Annotated in this window: 24 protein-coding genes; 4 read left to right on the top strand and 20 right to left on the bottom strand. The window is 63.2% G+C overall.

The features are described from left to right. Positions 1-149 precede the first annotated feature (149 nt). From earP to BC1002_RS10620, 4 genes are all read left to right on the top strand, one after another. Positions 150-1,343 (top strand): elongation factor P maturation arginine rhamnosyltransferase EarP, encoded by a 1,194-nt coding sequence (gene earP, locus BC1002_RS10605; RefSeq protein ID WP_013090037.1) that lies wholly within the window; start codon positions 150-152, stop codon positions 1,341-1,343. Between the two features lie 395 nt (positions 1,344-1,738). Then, entirely contained in the window at positions 1,739-2,296 is a 558-nt protein-coding gene (efp, locus tag BC1002_RS10610) for an elongation factor P (RefSeq protein WP_013090038.1), read from the top strand. A gap of 273 nt (positions 2,297-2,569) precedes the next feature. Next, the gene (locus BC1002_RS10615) at positions 2,570-2,770 is read left to right on the top strand and encodes a CsbD family protein (protein ID WP_013090039.1); all 201 of its coding nucleotides are present in this window, start codon (positions 2,570-2,572) and stop codon (positions 2,768-2,770) included. 189 nt (positions 2,771-2,959) lie between these two features. Continuing rightward, positions 2,960-4,342 carry a sigma-54-dependent transcriptional regulator gene (locus tag BC1002_RS10620; protein WP_041734674.1) on the top strand — a complete coding sequence of 461 codons (1,383 nt, stop codon included), beginning with the start codon at positions 2,960-2,962 and terminating at the stop codon, positions 4,340-4,342. Between the two features lie 81 nt (positions 4,343-4,423). On the opposite strand, the gene nagZ is transcribed toward BC1002_RS10620, so the two are convergent. The 20 genes from nagZ to plsX all read right to left on the bottom strand — a co-directional run bounded on the left by nagZ (position 4,424) and on the right by plsX (position 23,724). Beyond that, positions 4,424-5,452, bottom strand: a complete 1,029-nt coding sequence (gene nagZ, locus BC1002_RS10625) for a beta-N-acetylhexosaminidase (RefSeq protein ID WP_013090041.1) — start codon at positions 5,450-5,452, stop codon at positions 4,424-4,426. Positions 5,453-5,519: 67 nt separating this feature from the next. Beyond that, positions 5,520-5,987, bottom strand: a complete 468-nt coding sequence (acpS, locus tag BC1002_RS10630) for a holo-ACP synthase (protein ID WP_013090042.1) — start codon at positions 5,985-5,987, stop codon at positions 5,520-5,522. Between the two features lie 24 nt (positions 5,988-6,011). Then, positions 6,012-6,776: a pyridoxine 5'-phosphate synthase gene (pdxJ, locus tag BC1002_RS10635; protein WP_013090043.1), complete on the bottom strand. Its 765-nt coding sequence runs from the start codon at positions 6,774-6,776 to the stop codon at positions 6,012-6,014. Beyond that, a complete protein-coding gene (gene recO, locus BC1002_RS10640; RefSeq protein WP_013090044.1) occupies positions 6,773-7,678 on the bottom strand; it encodes a DNA repair protein RecO in 906 nt (301 codons plus the stop codon). The genes pdxJ and recO overlap by 4 nt, the downstream gene beginning before the upstream one ends. Then, a complete protein-coding gene (gene era, locus BC1002_RS10645; RefSeq protein ID WP_026228279.1) occupies positions 7,665-8,564 on the bottom strand; it encodes a GTPase Era in 900 nt (299 codons plus the stop codon). Before era ends, recO begins: the two co-directional genes overlap by 14 nt. Positions 8,565-8,618: 54 nt before the next feature. Continuing rightward, positions 8,619-9,899, bottom strand: coding sequence for a ribonuclease III (gene rnc / locus BC1002_RS10650; RefSeq protein WP_013090046.1), 1,281 nt, complete (start codon positions 9,897-9,899; stop codon positions 8,619-8,621). 190 nt (positions 9,900-10,089) lie between these two features. After that, the gene (lepB, locus tag BC1002_RS10655; protein ID WP_013090047.1) at positions 10,090-10,983 is read right to left on the bottom strand and encodes a signal peptidase I; all 894 of its coding nucleotides are present in this window, start codon (positions 10,981-10,983) and stop codon (positions 10,090-10,092) included. Positions 10,984-11,001: 18 nt separating this feature from the next. Beyond that, the gene (gene lepA / locus BC1002_RS10660; protein WP_013090048.1) at positions 11,002-12,795 is read right to left on the bottom strand and encodes a translation elongation factor 4; all 1,794 of its coding nucleotides are present in this window, start codon (positions 12,793-12,795) and stop codon (positions 11,002-11,004) included. 228 nt (positions 12,796-13,023) lie between these two features. After that, entirely contained in the window at positions 13,024-13,296 is a 273-nt protein-coding gene (locus BC1002_RS10665) for a glutaredoxin family protein (RefSeq protein ID WP_013090049.1), read from the bottom strand. After that, positions 13,293-14,807 carry a DegQ family serine endoprotease gene (locus BC1002_RS10670; protein ID WP_013090050.1) on the bottom strand — a complete coding sequence of 505 codons (1,515 nt, stop codon included), beginning with the start codon at positions 14,805-14,807 and terminating at the stop codon, positions 13,293-13,295. The genes BC1002_RS10665 and BC1002_RS10670 overlap by 4 nt, the downstream gene beginning before the upstream one ends. A 37-nt stretch (positions 14,808-14,844) precedes the next feature. Next, a complete protein-coding gene (locus BC1002_RS10675; RefSeq protein ID WP_013090051.1) occupies positions 14,845-15,885 on the bottom strand; it encodes a MucB/RseB C-terminal domain-containing protein in 1,041 nt (346 codons plus the stop codon). Positions 15,886-15,889: 4 nt separating this feature from the next. Further along, positions 15,890-16,504 carry a sigma-E factor negative regulatory protein gene (locus tag BC1002_RS10680; protein WP_013090052.1) on the bottom strand — a complete coding sequence of 205 codons (615 nt, stop codon included), beginning with the start codon at positions 16,502-16,504 and terminating at the stop codon, positions 15,890-15,892. A gap of 94 nt (positions 16,505-16,598) precedes the next feature. Next, complete coding sequence (gene rpoE / locus BC1002_RS10685) at positions 16,599-17,198, bottom strand: RNA polymerase sigma factor RpoE (protein ID WP_006051939.1); 600 nt, start codon at positions 17,196-17,198, stop codon at positions 16,599-16,601. 101 nt (positions 17,199-17,299) lie between these two features. Next, the gene (locus tag BC1002_RS10690; protein WP_041734390.1) at positions 17,300-17,716 is read right to left on the bottom strand and encodes a hypothetical protein; all 417 of its coding nucleotides are present in this window, start codon (positions 17,714-17,716) and stop codon (positions 17,300-17,302) included. Positions 17,717-17,825: 109 nt separating this feature from the next. After that, positions 17,826-19,064 carry a beta-ketoacyl-ACP synthase II gene (gene fabF, locus BC1002_RS10695; protein WP_013090054.1) on the bottom strand — a complete coding sequence of 413 codons (1,239 nt, stop codon included), beginning with the start codon at positions 19,062-19,064 and terminating at the stop codon, positions 17,826-17,828. Positions 19,065-19,320: 256 nt separating this feature from the next. After that, positions 19,321-19,560 carry an acyl carrier protein gene (acpP, locus tag BC1002_RS10700; RefSeq protein ID WP_004197638.1) on the bottom strand — a complete coding sequence of 80 codons (240 nt, stop codon included), beginning with the start codon at positions 19,558-19,560 and terminating at the stop codon, positions 19,321-19,323. 151 nt (positions 19,561-19,711) lie between these two features. Beyond that, entirely contained in the window at positions 19,712-20,461 is a 750-nt protein-coding gene (gene fabG, locus BC1002_RS10705) for a 3-oxoacyl-ACP reductase FabG (protein ID WP_013090055.1), read from the bottom strand. A gap of 114 nt (positions 20,462-20,575) precedes the next feature. Beyond that, positions 20,576-21,511 (bottom strand): ACP S-malonyltransferase, encoded by a 936-nt coding sequence (fabD, locus tag BC1002_RS10710; RefSeq protein ID WP_013090056.1) that lies wholly within the window; start codon positions 21,509-21,511, stop codon positions 20,576-20,578. A 117-nt stretch (positions 21,512-21,628) separates the two neighbouring features. Beyond that, positions 21,629-22,618, bottom strand: coding sequence for a beta-ketoacyl-ACP synthase III (locus BC1002_RS10715; RefSeq protein WP_013090057.1), 990 nt, complete (start codon positions 22,616-22,618; stop codon positions 21,629-21,631). Continuing rightward, on the bottom strand, positions 22,618-23,724 hold the full coding sequence (gene plsX / locus BC1002_RS10720) for a phosphate acyltransferase PlsX (RefSeq protein WP_013090058.1): 1,107 nt from the start codon (positions 23,722-23,724) through the stop codon (positions 22,618-22,620). Before plsX ends, BC1002_RS10715 begins: the two co-directional genes overlap by 1 nt. Positions 23,725-23,840 lie beyond the last annotated feature (116 nt).

Consider the following 23,840-nt stretch of genomic DNA (forward strand, 5'->3'; position numbering starts at 1 on the left):
CGGCATCGCGTGTCGTGCCATGCGGCCCGCGCGGCGGGCAAACGGCGCGCGCGATCGCGAGCGAGGCTTTAGAATCGCCAGTTTAGAACATTCCGCGTTCGTTCGAACCCGCTCCGGGTCGCCGGAGTCACCGAGCCAGCCGAGCCGCCATGTCAGCCGTCGCGTCCGATTCCGGATCACCCGCCACCCCCGCCGACCCGATCGCCTGCGATATCTTCTGCGCGGTGATCGACAACTTTGGCGACATCGGCGTGTGCTGGCGCCTCGCGCGCCAACTCGCGCACGAACATGGCTGGCAGGTGCGCGTGTTCGTCGACGATTTGCACGCGTTCAAGAAGCTGTGCCCGTCGCTCGTGCTCGAGCGTGCGCGGCAGACGCTCGACGGCATTATCATCGAGCATTGGCGCGAGCCGTCCCATGCGGGCGATACGCTCGAAGTCGCCGACGTCGTGATCGAGGCGTTCGGCTGCGAACTGCCGCCCGTCTATATCACGGCGATGGCCGAGCGAGCTCGCGCGCCGCTGTGGTTCAACCTCGAATATCTAAGCGCCGAGGACTGGATCGCCGATTTTCACTTGCGGCCGTCGCCGCATCCGCGCTACGCGCTCAGCAAGATCTTCTTTTTTCCCGGCCTCGGCCCCGGCACCGGTGGCGTCTTGAAGGAGCGCGGTCTCGACGCGGCGCGCGCCGCGTTCGAAGGCTCGCTGGCCGCGCGCACCGACTGGTGGCGCAACCTCACGGGCCACGCGCCCCCGCCCGCCGACGCGACGGTCGTGTCGCTGTTCGCATACGAAAACCCGGCGGTCGACAGTCTGCTCGAACAATGGCGCGACAGCGCAAGCCCGATCGTGCTGCTGGTGCCCGAAGGACGCATTTCCGGCGCGCTCGCGCGTTTTTTCGGCCTCCCGTCGTTTGCAGCGGGCACCCATGCGACGCGCGGCAACCTCAGCGCGCACGCACTCGCCTTCACCGAACAGCCGGGCTATGACGCACTGCTATGGGCGAGCGACATCAATTTCGTCCGCGGCGAGGATTCGTTCGTGCGCGCGCAGTGGGCCGCCAAGCCATTCGTCTGGCACATCTATCCGCAGGCCGACGACGCCCACCTGCCAAAGCTCGACGCCGCGCTCGCGCATTACACGCGCACACTGTCCAAGGACGCACGCGCCGCGCTCGGGCGTTTCTGGCACGCGTGGAACGGCACCGGTCAGCCGGACTGGGCGGAATTCCAGCGCCACTACCCCGCGCTTAAGCGGCGCGCCGCCGCCTGGGCGGTCGAACTCGCGCAAGTCGGCGATCTCGCCGGAAATCTGACCTCGTTCGCAAAAACTCAGTTAAAATAAGCGGTTATCCAACGGCCGACGACGCAAGCGCGGCCCGATTCGAGCAATAACCCCATGGTCAGCCTGTCTGACCGGTCCCGTCGAAAAACACCGCACGTGTCCCAATCTCCTGGTCGGGCACGCGAATGTCAAAAAAGGGACGTATGCTTGGGCGTGTTGCAGATCGGCGCCACTCGTGTACACGCCCGAACAGGGTAAAACTCAGGTAACGGACAGGTGGAAACGCCGAGGCATCACGCCGCGGAATTTCGCCGTGAGCCGGTCCCGTTTCACACGCATCCGGGCTGCGGTCGCTTCGAGCGGCGCGCGGCAGGCGGTGGGCGAAACGCCGAAGCCGCTTGGCACCTATGCCGTTGAGCAACAGTTAAGCTATTTATCTCGTACAGGACAGTTTTATGAAGACCGCACAGGAACTCCGCACCGGCAACGTCGTGATGATCGGCGCAGACGCAATGGTCGTGCAAAAGGCCGAATACAACAAATCGGGCCGTAACTCCGCCGTCGTCAAGATGAAGTTCAAGAACCTGCTGACCGGCGCAGGCATGGAAGCCGTGTACAAGGCGGACGACAAGTTCGACGTCGTCGTGCTCGAGCGCAAGGAAGTGACATACTCGTACTTCGCCGACCCGATGTACGTGTTCATGGACGCCGACTACAACCAGTACGAAGTCGAAGCCGAAATGATGGGCGACGCGATGAACTACCTCGAAGACGGCATGGCCTGCGAAGTCGTGTTCTACAACGAGAAGGCGATCTCAGTCGAACTGCCGACTACGCTGGTTCGCGAAATCATCTACACGGAACCGGCCGTCAAGGGCGACACGTCGTCGGGCAAGGTCCTGAAGAACGCCAAGCTGAACACCGGCTTCGAACTGCAAGTGCCGCTCTTCTGCAACATTGGCGACAAGATCGAAATCGATACGCGTACGCATGAGTACCGCAGCCGCGCTTAAGCGGCCGCCTGCGTCACCCCGCCAGCGCCGGCGCCCTGCCGGCCTGCACAAAAAGCGCTCAATATTTGGGCGCTTTTTCTTTTCTGTCGCGCCGTGTACGGTTGAGGAAAACTTTACCGGCAAATTTCTCAAAATTGCCATCGCGACATCCTGATTTCGCGTCGCACGCGCCGCAGGCCCTTGATCCATTTCGTCTAAGCTCTTTGGCACGATCCCTGCTAGGTGGAGAGAGTTACGCGAGTACCGCTCAATTTCCACTTGGGGAGACGCACGATGAACATCGCTGAAGGCAAATGGAGACAGATGCTCGGCAAGGCGAAGGCCGCATGGGGCGAACTGACTGACGACGAGCTGACCAAGGCCGAAGGCCGGGCCGACAGGCTCGCTGGTCTGATTCAGGAACGCTACGGCAAAACCCGTGAACAGGCGGAACTCGAAGTGCGCCGGTTTTTCGATAGCAACCGGGATTTCTGACAGGACCAGTGAAGGAACTACAGGCGCCGGCCCGCGCCGCTCAAGACGCAGTGCCGGCGGCTGTCGTTTTTTCACCGCCCAAGGACCGTTCGTTTAGCCCTGTCATCGAGCCCTCAAGAGCCCGCGGTGCGCGCCATCAGCGTTGGCGGCGCGCCGGGCATTCAACCCATCCATAAAATTGCGCTCGCCATGCCACACGCTCTGATTGTTGAAGACGATCCCAATAGCCTGTCCGGTCTGTCGGCAATCCTCGCCGCCGATGGCTTTTCAGTCGACACCGCGACCACGCTTGCCGAGGCCCGCGGCGCATTGACGCGCTTCATTCCCGACGTCGTGCTCGTCGACCTGAATCTGCCGGACGGCAGCGGCCTCGATCTGTTGCAGCATTTGCCCGCGCATCCGCCAGGCGGCGCGCTTCCGGTGATCGTGATGACCGGCAATGCGACCGTCGAGAGTGCGATCGAGGGCTTGCGGCACGGTATCTGGGACTATCTGCTGAAGCCGGTCAACATCCCGCGTCTGCGCAGCCTGCTCGCGCGCATTCCGCGGCCTTATGAGCTGACCGAGGAAGTCCAGGCGCTGCGCGCATCGCTGCGTCAGCTTGGACGCTTCGGTTCGATGCTCGGCCGCAGCAGCACCATTCAACACGTGTACGACACGATCGAGCGTCTCGCGCCGACCGAAGCGGCGGTACTGATCTCCGGCGAAGCCGGCACCGGCAAGGAGATCGCCGCGCGCACGCTGCACGACATGAGCCGCCGTCGCAAGGGCCCGTTCGTCACGTTCGATTGCCGCGGCGCGGCCGCCGGTGGCCTCAATCGCTCGCTGGACAGCATGCTGTTCGGCCACGAGCGCGGCGCGTTCGGCGGCGCCGAGCAGCGCGAGCCAGGCCTCTTCGAACAGGCGAGCGGCGGCACGCTGTTCATCAATGAAATCACCGAGCTGCCGCGCGCGCAGCAGGAAGCGCTGTTGCGCGCGCTCGATTCGCAGACCTTCATGCGCGTGGGCGGCACCAACCAGATCGTGACCGACTTCCGGCTGATCGCGTCGACGCGCAAGCCGCCGCGCGCGGCGGTCGCGGACGGCTCGCTGCATCAGGATCTCGCGCTGCGTCTCGAAGCCGCCGCGGTCAACCTGCCGCCGCTGCGCGAGCGCGGCGAAGATCCGGTGCTGATCGCCCAGGCAGTCGTCGACGAACTGAATGTGGAAGCGACCGCGCGCGGCACGGCCGAGGTCGCGAAGCAGGCGGGACCGAACTTCCTGCGCGAATGCCTTGCGTACGACTGGCCGGGCAACGTGCGAGAGCTGCAGGAACGCGTGCGGCGCGCGTACCAGGCATCGGGCGACGTCATCGAATCGTTGCGCGCCGACGAAGCCGGTACGGCCAATGGCCGAGATCTGAACGGCAGCCGCGTGCAGGTGACGGTCGGCACACCGCTCGCGGACGTCGAAGAAATGCTGATTCGCGCGACGCTCGACGCGGTCGGCGGCACGCGGCATCGCGCGGCGTCGTTGCTGGGAATCAGCCCGAAGACGCTGTACAACAAGTTGCAGCGCATGCGCTTGAACTGAGCGATGCTCGACGGCGGTTCGAACAAGTCGAAGCTGACAAAAAAAATGGCGCCTTGAATTGCTTCAAGGCGCCATTTCCGTTTATGCAAACGTACTGCGCACCAGCCTCTGCGCTTCGGCGTACCGTGGCTCGGCCATCAGCTTGCTCCACGTGAGCGCCTTGCCGCGCGGCCGCATACGCTTCAGCCGCCGCCGCGATTCCTTCGACGGCGTCACGCGCAGCGCGTCGAGCACCTTCTCCGCTTCGTCCGGCTGGTTGCAGATCAGCACCATGTCGCAGCCGGCCTCGAGCGCGGCTTGCGCGCCTTCGGTCAGCGTGCCGCCCTGGCGCGCGGCTTCCATGGACAGGTCGTCGCTGAAGATCGCCCCTTCGAAGCCCAGCTTGCCGCGCAGGATGTCCTGCAACCAGATGCGCGAGAAGCCGGCCGGTTTCGCATCGACCGCCGGATAGACCACGTGCGCGGGCAGCACCGCGCCCAGCGACAGACCGAGCCAGTCGTACGGCGCGACGTCGTTGCCGAGGATCTCGTCGAGCGGGCGTTCGTCGACGGGCATCGCGACGTGCGAATCGGCCTGCGCGAATCCGTGCCCCGGAAAATGCTTGCCGCAGTTGCTCATGCCGGCTAGCGCCAGACCATGGTTCAGGCTCTTCGCGAGCAGCGCGACCACCCGCGGGTCACGATGGAACGCGCGATCGCCGATCACCTGCGAGTGCCCATAGTCGAGATCGAGCACCGGCGTGAAGCTCATGTCGATACCGCACGCGCGCAGTTCCGCGGCGAGGATGTAGCCGACCGCGGTCGTCACCTTCGTCGCGTGCAGCACGTCCTGGTCCCACAGGGCGCCGAGCTTGCCCATCGACGGCAGCACCGTGAAGCCGTCGGTACGAAAGCGCTGCACGCGGCCGCCTTCGTGATCGACGGCGATCAGCAGATCCGGGCGAATCGTACGGATCGCATCGGTGAGCGCGACGAGTTGCGCGCGGCTCTCGTAGTGGCGCGCGAACAGGATCACGCCGCCGGTCATCGGGTGCGCGAGACGCCTTTTGTCATCGCGGTTCAGCGTTTTGCCGACCACGTCGAGCATCACCGGTCCGGGTGTGGTTTTCATCGAATTCCGCTGGAAAAGAGTCTGACGCAAAGACAAACGCGACCGTCAGCGGCCGCGTTCAACGTTTTTATTCGGTGGCGGAATGCGCGGACGAAGCCCGCGACGCCGACGCTGCAAACGAACCTTCCGTCTCGTCCGGCCGCTGCGTTTCGGCGATCACGAACGACACCGCGTAGTCGCGCTCGTCGCTGATCGTCACGCGCGCCGTGATACCGCGCGCGTCGAGCCAGTCGGCCAGTTCACCGGAGGCGACCACCATCGGCTCGCCGCTCGGGCGGTTCAGCGTCTGCAACGCGCGCCAGCTCATCGGCCAGTGCATGCCGAGGCCGATCGCCTTCGAGAACGCCTCTTTTGCCGAAAAGCGTGTCGCGAGAAACGCGAGACCGCGCGCCGCCGAACGGGCGTGGCGCGCGTGGTAGACGCGTAATTCGTCGGGACCGAGCACCTTCTCGGCGAAACGGCCATTGGTGCGAGTCATCACCGCGGCGACACGGCTTACCTGAACGATGTCGGTGCCGATTCCGTAGATTGCCATGCGTGCGTCCGTCGCGAGATTGGGTTACGCACGCGCGCCGAGACGCGCGGCGACCATGATCGCCTTCATCTCGCGCACCGCGTTATCCCAGCCCGCGAAGATCGCGTGCGCGACGATCGCATGGCCGATGTTGAGTTCGACGATGCCGTCGATAGCCGCGATCTGCTGCACGTTCGTGTAGTGCAGGCCGTGGCCTGCGTTCACCTTGAGGCCGAGCGTCGTGCCGAAGTCGACCGCGCGCACGATGCGCTCGTATTCGCGCTGCTGTTCGGCGGGATCGTGCGCTTCCGCGTAACGGCCGGTGTGCAGCTCGATCACCGGTGCGCCGGCTTCGTGCGCGGCGCGAATCTGCGTTTCGTCGGGATCGATGAACAGCGACACGCGCGAGTTGGCATCCGCCAGTTGCTTGCATGCGGCGCGCACCGCCTCGAACTGTCCGGCGACGTCGAGACCGCCTTCGGTCGTCAGCTCCGCGCGTTTTTCCGGCACGAGGCACACGTCGTGCGGCTGCACCTGGCACGCGATGTCGAGCATTTCGGCGGTGACCGCGCATTCGAGATTCATGCGCGTTTTCAGCAGCGGACGCAGCTTGTGCACGTCCGCGTCTACGATATGCCGGCGGTCTTCGCGCAGATGCAGCGTGATCGCATCGGCGCCGGCTTCCTCGGCCATCAGCGCGGCGCGGATCGGATCGGGATATGACGTGCCGCGCGCGTTGCGCAGCGTGGCGACGTGGTCGATATTCACGCCGAGGTCGATCACGGTCGGCGAAGTCAGGAAGAAGCTCATAAGTTCTGCAGGTCGATCAGGATCTGGCGGGTAGCAAGCGGCGCACCGCCGAGATAGGTGTTGAGCAGGAAGCGCATCAGCGTTTTGCTTTGCGCGACGGTCTGCGCTCGATGGTAATCGTCCTTTTCCATATCGAGCAAGGTCTGTCCCGCCACCACCGGCCATTGCGCGGGCCATTCGTCCGATGCCTCGCGCACGCCGCGCTCGGGATCGAACACGTAGCGGCCGTCGGCGAGCACGGCCTTGCGCGCGACCGTGCGGTCGAGCGCCATCGCGTAGCCGGTCTCGCGCAACAGCACGCGTTCGAACGAGCGCAGCACCTGCACCGGCGGCTCATCGTGCGCAAGACGCGTCAGCGTGACGACGTAGTGATGGAACAACTGCGGATGCGGGTCTTCGCGCGCGCAAAAGCGCACCAGCAATTCGTTGACGTAGAAACCGCACAGCAGCGCGTCGCCGGTCAGCGGCAGCATGCCGCCGACCCATTCGGCGCCGGTCAGCGTGCGCATTTCGGATTTGCCCGACCATGCGAGCGACAGAGGCTGGAACGTTTGCAGCACGCCGCGCAGCGCGGAGTGCGGGCGCTTTGCGCCCTTCGCGACGAGTGCGAGACGACCGTGATCGCGCGACAGCACGTCGATGATCAGGCTGGTCTCGCGATACGGGTAGCTATGCAGCACGAACGCGGGCTGCTCGGTGATCCGGTATTCGGATGTGGAGGTGCGCGGCGCGCGACGCGCCGGCGTTTTGCGCGGCTCGCCGTCGTCGACGGGCGCGCTTTTCGCGCCTTTTGCCTGAGCCGACGATTTCCTCGCGCTACGCGCGGGCCGCGACGGTTCGTGCTCCGGTTGGTCCGGAGCCTCGTCTGAATTGAGCGTCATCCACGCGTCATTCGTACCCATACGCACGAAGCCCGGCTTCGTTGTCGGCCCAGCCGCTCTTCACCTTGACGAAGGTCTCGAGATACACCGGCCCGTCGAACAGCTTCGCCATGTCGAGGCGCGCCTCGGTGCTGATCTGCTTCAGCTTCGCGCCCTTCTGGCCGATGATCATAGCCTTGTGCGTGTCGCGATCGACGAGAATCGTCGCGAAGATACGGCGCAGACGCCCTTCGGTTTCGAACTTGTCGATCAGCACGGTGCTGGTGTATGGCAGTTCGTCGCCGGTCCAGCGGAAGACCTTCTCGCGCAGAATTTCGGCGGCAAGGAAGCGCTCGCTGCGATCGGTCAGGTCGTCCTCGCCGTAGATCGGCTCGCCTTCCGGCAGGAACGGCTTGATGGTCGCCATCAGACGTTTGATGTCGTCGGTATTTTTCGCCGATAGCGGCACGATCTCGTTGAACTCGCGCAGCGTGCTCATCTGCTGCATGAACGGGAACAGCGAATCTTTATCCGACACGCGATCGAGCTTGTTCGCGATCAGCAGCGTCGGCACCTTCGCTGGGATCAGGTCGAGTACCTTCTGGTCATCGGGGCCGAAGCGGCCGGCTTCGATGACGAACAGGATCGCGTCGACCGAGGTCAGCGTCGACGTGACAGCGCGATTCAGCGAGCGGTTTAGCGCGCCGCTGTGCCTGGTCTGGAAACCGGGCGTGTCGACGAAGATGTACTGGGCGTCTTCGAGCGTGTTGATGCCGGTGATGCGATGACGCGTGGTCTGCGCCTTGCGCGACGTGATGCTGACTTTCTGGCCGACCAGCGCGTTCATCAGCGTGGACTTGCCAACGTTCGGGCGGCCGACGATCGCGACCATGCCGCAGCGAAAACCAGTGGGAGTGGGAGCGTTCATATTCGGACTACGGCAGGTTCAGGTCGGCGCGCGCGACGCGCACGCCGATGGCAATCAATGGCCCGCATCGGCGACGCGCGTTTGCACCGCGCCGGCAACGCCGGGTTCGTGTTCGGCAGGTGCCGGGGCCGCCGAGACAACCGACGCCGGCGCGGCGGAAACGCTCGATGAGACAGTGCCCGGCGCGGCCTCGCGGTTGCGCTGACGCTCTGCGCTGCGTGCGTGGGACGGTGCGTCGGCTTTGAGCTCGGGGGTTTTGTCCGCTGCGGGTTTTTCGGCCGACTTGTCGACAGGTTTCTCGCCTGCGTGGACCGAAACCTTGTCGGTTCTCTCCGCCTTTTCGGACCTCTCGGCGCGTTCCGGCTTGTCATGTCCGCTGTTCTCCACATGCGCGGCCCGGATGACAGCCAGCGGCGCACCGGCGGGACCCGGCGCGGCACGCTCGGCTGCAGGTCTTTCAACGGCTGATTTTTCCACGGCAGACTTGTCGGCGTGGCCTTCCGCCGCACCAGGCGCGCGCCCTTCGCCGCGAGCGCTCTTGCGATCCGGCGTGCGTAAATCCAGCGCGGCCTGTACCCCGGTCACGCCCGGCACGATTTCCTGCTCGGCGTTTTTCGCGGCGCGCGCGCTTTTCGAACGCTTCGGCTTCGCAACCACGGCGGGCGCCGCGGCCATGACTTCGTCGAGCGCCTTCTTTGCGGCCGCCTGCTCCGCCGCGCGACGGCTCGCACCCGAGCCGGACACCTTGACGTCGAGCTTTGGCACCGTGCATTCGACTTCGAATTGCTGATTGTGCGCCGCACCATGAGTAGCGACGACCGTATACGTAGGTAACGCAATCTTGTGGCCCTGCAGATACTCCTGCAGCAGCGTCTTTGCGTCCTTGCCGAGCGTACGGGGGTCGATGTGGTCGAGGATCGGCACGTAAAGGCGCTTGATGACCGTCTGGGCGGCGTCGAAGCCACCGTCGAGAAATATCGCACCGAGCACCGCCTCGAGCGTATCCGCGAGGATCGACGGCCGGCGGAAGCCGCCGCTGCGCAACTCGCCCTCACCGAGGCGCAGGCCTTCGGAGATATTGAGTGCCTGAGCAATCTCATAGAGGGACTGCTGTTTGACCAGATTGGCGCGCACACGCGACAGGTCGCCTTCGTCGAGTTTGCCGAAACGTTGGAACAAAAGCGCAGCCACCGCGCAATTCAGAACGGAGTCGCCGAGAAATTCGAGCCGTTCGTTATGCGTGGAGCTATGACTGCGGTGTGTTAAAGCCTGGCGCAGCAATTCCGCATTGCGAAATTCGTAGCGCAAACGGCTTTCCAACGGAGATAGAGGCATGGGCAGAGTATAACGCGGGCGCCTGACCCGGCGGAAACGCGGGGCGCCAGAGGAAAAAGCGTGGTGAAGCGACGTTACCGCGAGTTCTTAAAGTAGCATGACAACACGCCGCGACCGAGGTAACCCGTCGGTTATTCGCGCGGCGTGTGATCGCTCATGAGGTGGTCACGACGCGATCGATGCGCACGACTCACTGGAAGGAGCCGATGCGTCGCAGATCGCTGAAGTTCATCCAGATGAAAAATGCCCGGCCGACTATATTGCGTTCAGGCGCAAAACCCCAGTACCGGCTGTCCGCGCTGTTGTCGCGGTTATCGCCCATCATGAAGAAATTGCCCGGCGGCACTTTGCAGATCACGCCACGCGCGTTGTACTGGCAGTTGTCGCGATACGGAAAATCTTCGGCACCAACAATGAACGGCGGCACCGCCGGATTATTCAGAATCGCGTTCTTGCGGCCGTCGATATCTTCCTGGAACTGCTTCGCATAGCCGAGTCGCTCTTCGTCGAGATAATCGGGCAGCGGCGTTTCTGGCACCGGTTTGCCGTTGACGGTCAACTTCTTGTCCTGATACTCGACCACATCGCCCGGCAGACCAATCACGCGCTTGATGTAGTCGACCGATTCGTCTTTCGGATAACGGAACACCACCACGTCCCCGCGCTGGACCGGACGGCCCTGCGTGATCCTCGTGTTGGTGATCGGCAAACGAAGACCGTATTCGAATTTATTGACGAGGATGAAGTCGCCCACCAGCAGCGTCGGCACCATGGAGCCCGATGGGATCTTGAACGGCTCGACTACGAACGAGCGCACGACGAACACCACCAGAATCACCGGAAAGAAGCTCGCCGTATATTCAAGCCACCACGGCTGACGCAGTTTGTCGTCGCGCAAACGCGCGCGCGTTTGCGCGGCGTTTTCATCGGCGAAACGCTCGCCGATGCGTGCCTGCTGACGATCGAATTCGGCGACTGCGGCTTCCGCCTCGCGGCGCCGTTTCGGCAGGAAAACCAGTTTGTCCGCGACCCATGCGACACCCGTCAAAACGACGAGCACAAAAAGAATCAGCGCGAAATTCATAGGGTTCCGTTATTCAACTTATTTGTCTTCGACACGCAGAATAGCGAGGAAAGCCTCTTGCGGGATTTCGACCGAACCCACCTGCTTCATTCGCTTCTTGCCTGCCTTCTGCTTTTCAAGCAGCTTCTTCTTACGCGTAATATCACCGCCGTAGCATTTTGCCAGCACGTTCTTACGCAACGCTTTAATATTTTCGCGCGCGATAATGTTCGAACCGATCGTGGCTTGAACCGCGACGTCGTACATCTGACGCGGAATCAGCTCGCGCATTTTCGCTGCCACTTCGCGGCCGCGATACTGGCTTTGCGAACGATGCACGATCACCGACAGCGCATCGACCTTGTCGCCGTTGATCAGCATGTCGACCTTCACGACGTCCGACGCGCGGTATTCCTTGAACTCGTAATCCATCGACGCGTAACCGCGCGAAATCGACTTCAGACGGTCGAAGAAATCGAGCACAACTTCGCCCATCGGGATTTCGTACGTCAGCTGGACCTGACGGCCGTGATACTGCATGTTGATCTGGTTGCCGCGCTTCTGCGTACACAGCGTGATCACCGCGCCGACGTAGTCTTGCGGCATGTACAGGTTCACGGTGACGATCGGTTCGCGCACTTCCTCGATCTTCGATGGCTCCGGCATCTTGGCCGGATTCTCGACCATCAGGGTCGTGCCGTCGCGCTGCAGGACTTCGTAGACCACCGTCGGGGCCGTCGTGATCAGGTCCATGTCGAACTCACGTTCGAGACGTTCCTGCACGATTTCCATGTGCAACAAACCGAGGAAGCCGCAGCGGAACCCGAAACCGAGCGCCTGCGACACTTCCGGCTCGTACTGCAGCGACGCGTCGTTCAGCTTCAGCTTTTCGAGCGAGTCGCGCAGCGCATCGTACTGGTTCGCTTCGACCGGATAGAGACCTGCGAACACCTGCGGCTTCACTTCCTTGAAGCCCGGCAGCGGCTCGGCCGCCGGCTGGTTCACCAGCGTAACCGTGTCGCCGACCTTCGCCGCCGCGAGTTCCTTGATGCCGGCGATGATGAAGCCCACCTGCCCCGCCGACAGCGATTCGAGATTCTTCGACTTCGGCGTGAACACGCCGATATGTTCCACCGGATACTGCGCGCCGGTTGCCATCAGGCGGATCTTGTCCTTCGGACGTAGCGTGCCGTTGACGATGCGCACGAGCATCACGACGCCGACGTAGTTGTCGAACCACGAGTCGATGATCAGCGCTTGCAGCGGCGCTTCCGGATCGCCCTTCGGCGGCGGCACTTTCGCGATCAGCGCTTCGAGTACGTCTTCGACGCCGAGGCCCGTTTTCGCGCTGCAATGTGTCGCGTCGGTCGCGTCGATGCCAATCACGTCCTCGATTTCGGCGATCGCGTTTTCGGGGTTCGCCGCGGGCAGATCGATCTTGTTCAACACCGGCACCACTTCGACGCCGAGTTCAATAGCCGTGTAGCAGTTGGCGACGGTTTGCGCCTCCACGCCCTGGCTCGCGTCGACGACGAGCAGCGCGCCTTCGCACGCGGACAGCGAGCGGCTGACTTCGTACGAGAAGTCGACGTGCCCCGGGGTGTCGATCATGTTCAGGTTGTAGACGCGGCCGTCGCGCGCGCGATACGACAACGCGGCGGTTTGCGCCTTGATGGTAATGCCGCGCTCGCGTTCGAGATCCATCGAGTCGAGCACCTGAGCTTCCATCTCGCGGTCGGACAGACCGCCACAAATCTGGATGATGCGATCGGCGAGCGTCGACTTGCCATGGTCGATGTGCGCAATGATCGAGAAGTTACGAATATGATCCATTCAGTGCCGATCAAGCGAAAAGGCGCGCCCGGACAATAGCGGAGCACGCCTTGTAAGTAGGTGAAAAACCTATCTATTTTAGCCGAAAAGCCTCTCGGCCGGCGCATCTTGCATAGCGGCGGCCTCGAGACGGCGTAGAGGGTGCGAGAAATTTACCGTGCGCGTCGCAGCAAGTCGCGGCAAACACGCGCATGGATCGCGGGAATCACCATGCCGCGCGGATGCAAATCATGATGCCGCCGCGACACGCGACGCACGCGCGGCCAATGCTGCGCGCACTCGTGCTTCGTCGAGATGGTAGTGGCACAACTCGACGCCATCGCAAATCAGCACCGGCACCAATTCGTTGTAACGCGCTTCGAGCAACGGGTCGCTGTCGACGTCGATCACCGCCAGCTGCGCTCCGAACTCGGCCAGCAACGGCTCGAGCGCGGCGCGCATGTCCTCGCACAGATGGCACCACGCGCGCCCGAAGAGCGTGAGCGATGCCGTCTTCGTCATTTCTGCGGGCTGCGCGGACGGATCGGCACAAACTGTGTGTTGTCGCCGCGACGAACCAGCAGCGCGACCATCTTCTGCGAATCGAGGTGTGAGGTCAGCTCGTCGAACTGTTTCGCGCTCGTCACATCGGTATCGCCAACCCGCAGGATGATGTCGCCCTTTTGGAGCCCGAGACGGGCTGCCGGACCGTCGACCGCGTCGATCTGCACGCCGTTCGAAATCTTCAGCGCTTTCTGCTGATCGGCGGGAATGTCGCTGACCGCGATGCCGAGGGCGTTGGTCGCGCGCTGCTTCGGTGCCTGCGGTTTCTTCTGATCCGCCTTCGCGACCTTGTCCGGCTGCATTTCTGCGATCGTGATCGGCAGTTCGCGCGTCTGACCCTTGCGCCAGACCGAGATCGACGTCTTCGTGCCCGGCTTCGTATCGCCGACCATGCGCGGCAGGTCCGTCGCGGTGTCGACCGAATGACCGTTGAACTTCAGGATGATGTCGCCCGGCTGCACGCCGGCCTTGTCGGCCGGGCCGCCCGGCTCGACGCTGCTGACGAGCGCGCCCTGCGCCTTCGGCAAACCGAGCGAATCGGCGACGTCCTTCGTCACTTCACCGATCGCCACCGCGATGCGGCCGCGCACCACCTTGCCGGAACTTTTCAGCTGATCGGCCACGCGCATCGCTTCATCGATCGGAATCGCGAACGAAATGCCCATGAAACCGCCGGTGCGGCTATAAATCTGCGAATTGATGCCGATTACTTCGCCCTGCATGTTGATCAGCGGACCGCCCGAGTTGCCCGGATTGACGGCGACGTCGGTCTGAATGAACGGCAGATAGTCGCCGGTGTCGCGTCCCTTTGCGCTAACGATACCGGCCGTCACCGTGTTTTCGAGACCGAACGGCGAACCGATCGCGACGACCCATTCGCCGACGCGCACCTTGTTCGAATCGCCGATCGTGATGGTCGGCAGATTCGACGCGTTGATCTTCACGACCGCGACGTCGGTACGGTCGTCGACGCCGATCAGCTTCGCCTTGAATTCGCGCTTGTCGGTCAGCGTCACGTAGATCGTATCCGCGTCGTCGACCACGTGCGCGTTGGTCATCACGTAGCCGTCCGCCGACAGAATGAAGCCCGAGCCTACCCCACTGTTCTGTTCGGGGTCGGTGTTGTCCTGTGAATCCGGGCTACCGCCGCTGCCGCCGCCCCCTCCACCGCCGTTATCACCACCGCGCGGCGATTGTGGTGACTGCGGCAACGGAATCCCGAAGAAGCGCCGGAAGAACTCCGACATATCGCCGTCGTCCATACCCGGCGGCAGGCCGCCGCGGGAACTGCTGTTCGACACGCGCGTTGTCGTGCGAATGTTGACGACCGCCGGCCCGACCTTGTCGACGAGGTCAGTGAAGTCGGGCAGATTGGCAGCGGGAGTCGCCGATGCCATATGCGGCAAAAGCGGCAAACACGCCGCCACCACTACGGCCGCGAGGAATTTGCGCACCGAGAAAGTCGTCATATCGTAGCAAGCCGAGGGATTTCAGGATTCGGAAGGGTTACTTCGGAGCTTTGTATTCTATGGCAGACGCGAATTGCTGCAATGTGGTTTGGGGCACCTCACCGAGCAGGGTAATCCAGAAGTCACCCTGACGCTTGACCAGGACGTGCGTCGCGCCGCTATCGCCCGTGCCCTCTTTGCGCGTGTTGTTCTCGACCGGTTCGACGAAGACCGAAATCGCCGCGAGGCCGTCGGAAAAGACGGCCTGGTCGACCGGGATCGGCGGCTGCCCCGCTTCGCGCGACGCCATCGGACGGCGCAACTGACGGATGATATGGAAGCCCCGCACCGACGGATTGATTTGCCAACCCTGCGCGGCCATGTCGACCGGCTCGACTGGCGGACGCACGACTGTCCAGCCCGTAAGATTGCGGATGCCGTTGACGATGCCCGCCTTGTCGACCGGCACACCAATGCGGACCTGCGAAAACGACAGTTGCTCGAGCACCTGGCCGGTCGGGTCGAGCGTCTGCGCGCGCAGCAGCAGCCCGGTCTTTTTGTCGGCCCATAGCTTGTACGCGAACCGGTACGCGTCTTTCGGATCGAGTTCCATCACGAGACTGTCGACGCCCGCGACGCGGTCATCGCCCAGCATCTTCGGTTCGTAGACGGATAGTACCTGCTCGCCGTTCACGGACAGCAGCGCGGGGAATGAATCCTTGTTCTGCCGCTTTTCGAAGACCACGATACGCCGCTCCGGCAGGAACGTGTACATATCGTCGTTGTGGCGCAGCATTTTGCGCGGCTTGCCGTCGAGGCTTTCGAGCTGCTCGAACTCGCCGTCCGTATGCGTGGAGTAATGCGCGATGCGCGACGTCTGCACGAAATTGCCGCGCTGATAGACGAAGGCGCCCTCGTAGTTCTGCTGCTGGGCGGCCTGATGGATGCGGTCGAGCAGTTCCGCGGCCGTGCGACGGGCGACGACCGGATCGTCTTGAGCGAAGACCCGCGGTGTAGCGGACAACAACACGGCTGCGCAGAACAGAAATGCCGGCAACCGCCCCCAGATAGTCGTTTTATTGAACCGCGGAGTCTGCATCAAACTATTGGCCCTGCGTGGAAATTGAGGCAGCGCGAATCACCGGCATCGAGCCTGCCATCGCCGGTTGTTGCGCGAACTGCTGATGAGCTTCGAGGTATTGATCGAGGCTCACGTCGCGAATGATGTTGGAATCTTGGGCGGCCACCGAGGCCATGGCCACACGCTGCACCGGGTCGCCGTGCGATTGGAGCGATGCGAGCTGGGCACCCGGACCACCCGGCACGCCCTGCAACTGCGGCACGACGATCCAGGTCAGCGTAGCGGCCGCGGCGGCGACGGCAAAAGCCGGCACGACTCGCCGGCGCAACCCGAGCAGGCGGCGCGTGACCGATGCGGCCGCGGCGGCTGGCGCCAGCACATGCGGCTCGCTTTCGAGGCGCGCGGCAAAACCGCTCAGAAAGGCGCTGCTCCGTGCGGGGCTGACTACCAGATCGTCTGAACGTAGCGCGTCGCCGATCAGGTGGTAGCTCGACCAGGCGGCGCGATCATCGCCGTCTAGTTCCCCAAGAAACTTGTCCAGATTCAGATGCTCTTCGCCGAACAATTCACCGTCGACAAAAGCGGACAGACGCTCGCCGTGCGAACCCGCTTGCGATTGCATCGAGATCGACCCCATGATGCTCCCCATTCTTCCAAATACCCCGTAGTGACACCACTAATCCAGATATTGCACCGCTGCCCCGCCAAGCCGGCTGGATGTTCAGAAACGTCTACCAGCGCTTGCCTTCGGGTGTGTCAAGCAACGGCCGCAATTTTGCCGCAATGGCTTCGCGAGCGCGGAAAATTCGTGATCTGACTGTGCCAATTGGGCAACCCATCATCTCAGCGATTTCCTCGTAGCTCAAACCCTCAATCTCTCGAAGAGTAATGGCGGTGCGCAATTCTTCCGGCAAAACCGCCATCGCAGCATTGACCGTCTCGGCGATCTGCTTGCTCATCAACATCGACTCAGGCGTGTTGATATCCCTTAGTTGGTCGGCGTCGGAGAAAGTTTCAGCTTCTTCAGCATCCGCTTCGGTCGAGGTCGGCGCACGCCGGCCCTGGGTGGCAAGGTAGTTCTTCGCGGTGTTGACCGCAATCCGGTACAACCACGTATAAAACGCCGACTCGCCGCGGAACTGCGGCAACGCGCGATACGCCTTGATAAATGCATCCTGCGCGACGTCTTCTACCTCCGCGGGGTCCCGCACGAGACGCGAGATTAGCCGGAGAATCTTGCGGTGGTATTTGGAGACCAGAAGCTCGAACGCGGCCTTGTCGCCCTTCTGGACGCGCTCGACCAGCACCTGATCAATTTCTTTTTCGCTCACCTGATAAATCCGTTAACTATAGGGCGCATGGCGGGGGACCATTGTAGCGTCCCCCTCGTGAGGGCACGTTACTACGGTAACAGCGGTTACAGTCGTTACAGTCAGGCGCCGGCCGCACGCCGGCCCAGCACGGAAAGTTCGCGAAAGATATTGGGCGGCAGCGCGTCGGCGGCGAGCAGCAGGGAGCGGGCGCGGCCCGGCGGCGCACGCAAGAGGCCTCGCCTTCGACCACCCTCGGGCTCGAGCGCGAGCACCAGCAAACAGCTGCTCGACTGCGCGCAACCGACGACGCGACCTCGCGCGAGTAATTCACCCGCGTGATTCCAGGCGGAAATCTCGCCCATCGCGATATGTAGCGCGGCGGGCTGTGCCGCGTCATGCCTCGCCGCGCACAGTGCAAGCAGCGCTGCGACGGCGAGCGTCAACGGAGCGGCCTGCCACGCGCCCAAGCGCGGCGCGAGGCAGGTATAAACAGCTAACGTCGCAATCAGCACGAACGCCCCGGCCGCGGCACGCATTGCAACAGAGCGACGCAACGCAATCCGCTGCGTCGCCCTGCCCAACGTTGCCGGTGCGGGGGAAAGCGCCGGCGAAGCCGGCGTCGTGAACTGATGCGTCACCCGGTGATCAGGCGCGCTTGAACACCAGCGTGCCGTTCGTGCCGCCGAACCCGAACGAGTTCTTCAGCGCGACGTCGATCTTCATGTCCCGCGCGGTGTTCGCGCAGTAATCCAGATCGCAGGCCGGGTCCTGGTTGAAGATGTTGATGGTCGGAGGCGAAACCTGATGATGCACGGCGAGCACCGTGAACACCGACTCCAGACCGCCGGCGCCGCCCAGCAGGTGACCCGTCATCGACTTGGTCGAATTGACGACCATGTCCTTCGCGTGGTCGCCAAACGCCCGCTTTATGCCGGTCGTTTCCGCCAGATCGCCGAGCGGCGTGGACGTGCCGTGCGCGTTCAGGTAGTTAACCTGACCTACGTTGATGCCCGCGTTCTTCAGCGCTGCGAGCATGCAGCGGCGTGCGCCGTCGCCGTCTTCGAGCGGCGCGGTCATGTGATACGCGTCGCCGCTCATGCCGTAGCCGCCGATTTCCGCGTAGATCTTCGCGCCACGCGCCTTCGCGTGCTCGTATTCTTCGAGCACCATCACGCCCGCGCCTTCGCCGAGCACGAAGCCGTCGCGGTCTTTGTCCCACGGACGGCTAGCGGTTGCCGGATCGTCGTTGCGTTGCGACAGCGCACGAGCCGCCGCAAAACCGCCGATACCGAGCGGAGACACGGTCGATTCCGCGCCACCGGCAATCATCACGTCGGCGTCGCCGTATTCGATCAGGCGCGAAGCTTCGCCGATGCAGTGCAGGCCGGTCGTGCACGCGGTGACGATCGACAGATTCGGACCCTTGATGCCGAACTTGATCGACAGGTGGCCGGAGATCATGTTGATGATCGAAGCCGGCACGAAGAACGGCGAAATGCGACGCGGGCCGCGATTGAGCAATTCGGTTTGGGTGATTTCGATCATCGGCAGACCGCCGATGCCCGAACCGACCACCACGCCAATGCGCTCCGAATTCTCGTCGGTGACTTCGAGGCCGCTGTCCTGCATCGCCTGGATGCCCGCGGCCACGCCGTAGTGGATGAACGTATCCATGTGGCGCGCTTCCTTACCGGGGATGTAGTCCTCGATATTGAAGCCCTTCACCTCGCCGGCGAAACGAGTCGAGAAGTTCGACGCATCGAACTTCGTGATATTTGCAATCCCAGACTTGCCGGCGACCAGATTGGCCCAGCCATCGGCAACATTATTGCCAACAGGCGAAATCAGCCCCAGGCCTGTAACAACAACACGACGGCGGCTCACGGTAACCTCTTTTTCATAGATGACAAAAAGCAAAAGCCACAGCGGCCACAGGAATCGCCCTGTGTGCCCTGTGGCTGTTTAAGTCGGCAATCGCGCGGAAAGTTGCGCTGTCAACATCGCTGGCTCCTGCGTGGCAAGCGGCGCGGCGTATGGTGTGCCGATGGACACGCCCCATAGCGCCAACCCTGCTGGCGCCGGCAAGCGGCACGGCAGGGCGTCATGCGCGCTCCGTGCAGAAACGCAGGCGCGAATGACCTTAGGCCTTGACGTTCGCGCGAGCGTAGTCGATCGCTTGCTGAACGGTGGTGATCTTCTCGGCTTCTTCATCCGGAATTTCCATGCCGAATTCGTCTTCGAGGGCCATCACGAGCTCAACGGTGTCGAGCGAGTCGGCGCCGAGATCGTTCACGAACGACGCTTCGTTCTTGATTTCCGCTTCCGCAACGCCCAGTTGTTCCGCGACGATCTTCTTGACGCGCTGTTCGATATTGTCCATTACCCCTCCAAGGGAAAAGAAGTTCAAAAATACAGGTGCGCGCATTTTATCAGGTTTGACCCGGCAAAAAAGCGGCGCTTCGGGTTCCTGTCAACGCATGCGCCTCGTGCTTCTGCGAACGCATCAAGGCGCGGATAGTAACCGAATTTGCTTACTGCATGTACATGCCGCCGTTCACGTGCAGCGTCGTGCCGGTGATGTAGCCCGCTTGCGGCGACGCGAGGAACGCGACCGCGTGCGCGATGTCTTCCGGGCTGCCGAGACGCCCGAGCGGAATCTGCGTTTTCAGCACGGTCTGCTGCTCTTCGGGCAGCGCCTTGGTCATGTCAGTATCGATGAAACCAGGCGCCACGCAATTGACCGTGATGCCACGGCTGCCGATCTCGCGCGCGAGCGCGCGCGTCATGCCCGCGACGCCCGCCTTCGCGGCCGCGTAGTTGATCTGGCCAGGGTTGCCGGCCGAGCCGACCACCGACGTGATGTTGATGATCCGGCCGCCCTTCGCTTTCATCATCGGGCGCAGCACCGCACGCGACAGACGGAACACCGACTTCAGGTTGGTGTCGACCACCGCGTCCCAGTCGTCGTCCTTCATGCGCATCGCCAGTTGATCCTGCGTGATGCCGGCGTTGTTCACCAGCACGTTCAGCGCGCCGAATTCCTTGACCGTGCCGTCGATCAGCGCTTCGGCCGCGGCCGCGTCGTTGACGTCGAGCACCGCGCCGCGGCCGTTCACCCCGGCCGCCTTGAACGCCTCGGTGATGGCCGTCGCGCCGCTTTCGCTGGTTGCGGTGCCGATGACCGTCGCGCCCTGACGCGCGAGTTCCATCGCGATCGCACGGCCGATGCCGCGCGACGCGCCCGTCACGATTGCGATCTGCTTGTCGAGAGTCTTTTCCATCTGTCAGTCCGGATGCCCTTCAAGTAGGGCTGATTGATTCTTGTTGATTCGTCTGTCAAGGGATGTCGCGCCAGCGCGGCACTGCTCTGCCGATACTCGCTTGCGGAAGCGCGCTCAGCCTGCTGTAACGAGCTTCAGCGTTTCTTCGAGCGATGCCGGATCGAACACCGACGTGCCGACGAGACTGCCGTCGATGCGTTTGGTCAGGCCCGCAAGGACCTTGCCCGGGCCGCATTCGATCACGTGCGTGACGCCCTGCGCGGCCATTGCCTGCACGCATTCGACCCAGCGGACAGGACCAGCCGCCTGGCGCACCAGCGCGTCCTTGATTTTGGCCGGCTCGTTGACCACGGCGACGTCGACGTTGTTGATGACCGGAATCGACGGCACTTGCACATCGATGCTCGCGAGGTATTCGCGCAGTTGATCCGACGCCGGCTTGAGCAGCGACGAGTGGAACGGCGCCGACACCGGCAGCGACAGCGCGCGCTTCGCACCCTTCGCCTTCGCGACTTCGCAGGCTTTCTCGACCGCGGCCTTGTGGCCCGCGATCACGACTTGCGCCGGCGCATTGAAATTGACCGCTTCGACGACGCCCGCCACCGACGCTTCCGCGCAGACCGCGCGCACCGTGTCGTCGTCGAGGCCGAGAATCGCGGCCATGCCGCCCTCGCCCACCGGCACCGCGGTTTGCATCGCCTGCGCGCGGAAACGCACGAGCGGCACCGCGTCCCGGAACGCCAGCGCGCCGGCCGCGACGAGCGCCGTGTATTCGCCAAGGCTATGTCCGGCGACGATCGCCGGCGTCCGGCCGCCCGCCTGCTGCCACGCCCGATAGACAGCGTAGGCCGCGGTCAGCATGACCGGCTGGGTGTTGGTGGTGAGATTGAGATCTTCGGCGGGGCCTTCGGCAATCAACTTGCCGAGGTCCTGGTTGAGTGCGTCGGAGGCTTCCTGAACCGTCTCACGCACGACAGCATGATCGGCGAAAGCGTTGAGCATGCCGACTGCCTGCGAACCCTGCCCAGGAAAAACGAACGCGAATTTCATATCGTCCCCAAAATCTGTTTGATCGGATGTGACGGCCGGCTGCGACTGCCAGATGGCGCGCGGCATTACTCGGCCGCACGGTCGCCGCCAGCGACGCCCCGCGATGCGTCGTCGCGCTCAGTAGCGAATGACCGACGCGCCCCATGTGAAGCCGCCGCCGACGCCTTCGATCAGCACGTTCTGGCCGCGCTTGATGCGGCCGTCGCGCACCGCGACGTCGAGTGCAAGCGGAATGGATGCCGCCGACGTATTGCCGTGCTCGCCCACCGTGACGACCATGCGCTCCTGCGGCAGGCCGAGCTTGCGGCAGGTGCTTTGCATGATGCGGATATTGGCCTGATGCGGAATCAGCCAATCGATCTGCTCGGGCTTCAGTTCGGCTTTTTCCAATGCTTCGATTGCGACCCTCTCGAGCACGTTGACGGCAAGCTTGAACACCGCCTGACCGTCCATGTGCAGGAACGCGCTGCCGGCGACCACGCCGCCGTTCACGTTGCCCGGGGTGCACAAAATGTTCGAATGGCTGCCGTCCGCGTGCAGCGCGCTCGAGAGCACGCCAGGTTCGTCGGAGGCCTGCAGGATCACCGCGCCGGCGCCGTCGCCGAACAGCACGCAGGTGGTGCGGTCGTTGAAATCGAGAATGCGCGAGAAGGTTTCCGCGCCGACCACGAGGGCCGTGCGATGCTGGCCGGTGCGAATCAGGCTGTCCACCGTCGCGACCGCATAGGCGAAGCCGGAGCAGACCGCCTGCACATCGAACGCGGCGCCCTGATTCTTGATGCCGAGCTTGTTCTGCAGCAGACAGGCGGTGCTCGGGAACACGAAGTCCGGTGTAGAGGTGGCGACGACGATCAGGTCGATGGACTGCGGATCGATGTCCGCCGCTTCGATCGCACGCTGCGAGGCGATCAATGCGAGGTCGCTGGTTGTGACGTCCGGATCGGCGAAGTGACGCGCATGGATGCCCGTGCGCGCGACGATCCATTCGTCGCTCGTTTCGACACCTTGCCTGGCGAGACGTTCGGCCAGATCCTGATTGGTGACGCGGTTGGGCGGCAGGCAGCTGCCGGTGCCCAGCACGCGGGAGTAGATTGTGGATTGAGCCATTATGCCTTCGAGGATTGCGCAGCGTAGGGCTCGGCCGGCTGGCCGGCGATCGGGCTTGCGTGACCCGCACCGCTTGCGTCGCGCGCTGCCTGTTCGAGAGAACCCGCGTTCTCTTCCATCGCTCGCGCAAGGCGCTCCAGCACGCCGTTTTTGACGGCATCATACCCGCGTTTGATAGCCCACTCAAACGCGTAGGCATCGGCGGAGCCGTGGCTTTTGATCACGAGACCGCGCAAGCCGAGCAGCGCGGCGCCGTTGTATTGCCGATGATCGACGCGTTTCTTGAAGCGCATCAATACCGGCAGCGCGAGCACCGCCATCACCTTGGTCAGCCACGAACGGCCAAACTCTTCCTTGATGATATTGGACAGCATCTGCGCGAGACCTTCCGACGTCTTCAGCGCGACATTGCCGACAAAGCCATCGCAGACGATCACGTCGACGGTGCCCTTGTAGATGTCGTCGCCTTCGACATTGCCATGAAAGTTCAGTGTACTCGCACGCAGCAGTTCACCGGCGCGTTTGATGATGTCGTTGCCCTTGATGACTTCTTCGCCGATGTTGAGCAGGCCGATGGTGGGCCGCTCTTTCCCTTCGAGCGCGGACACGAGCGCGTGCCCCATCTCGGCGAACTGCAGCAGGTGCTGCGGCTCGCAGTCGACGTTGGCGCCCAGGTCGAGCATCATCGTGTAGCCGGTGGGATTGGGCAGGGCGAACGCGATAGCCGGGCGTTCGATGCCCGACAGCGTTTTCAGCACATAACGCGAGACCGCCATCAGCGCACCGGTGTTGCCGGCGGAAATGCAGGCTTGCGCCTCGCCTTCTTTGACGCGGTTCAGCGCCACGCGCATCGACGAATCTTTTTTCTTGCGCAGCGCGACCTCGACCGGATCGTCCATCGCGACGACCTCGGTAGCAGGCACGACGGTCAGCGCCGGCAGATCTTGAGCCTTGAGCTTCTTAAGCTGCGCACGAATCGCACTTTCAATGCCGACGAGCAGCAACTGCGCATCGGGATGCGAACGAACGAAGTTGACGGCAGCGGGAACGGTCACGGACGGGCCGTGGTCGCCTCCCATGCAATCTATCGTGAGCTTTACTGTCATGGAGTGCGACGAATTTCAGACACAAAAAAGCGGCAGTTGAATGCCGCCTTTTTGCCGAACCGGGAAAATGTCAAGCGAGCCGATCGCCACGCGAAACGCCACAGGGCGCATCGCAG

The organism is Paraburkholderia atlantica, assembly GCF_000092885.1.
Lineage (GTDB): Bacteria > Pseudomonadota > Gammaproteobacteria > Burkholderiales > Burkholderiaceae > Paraburkholderia > Paraburkholderia atlantica.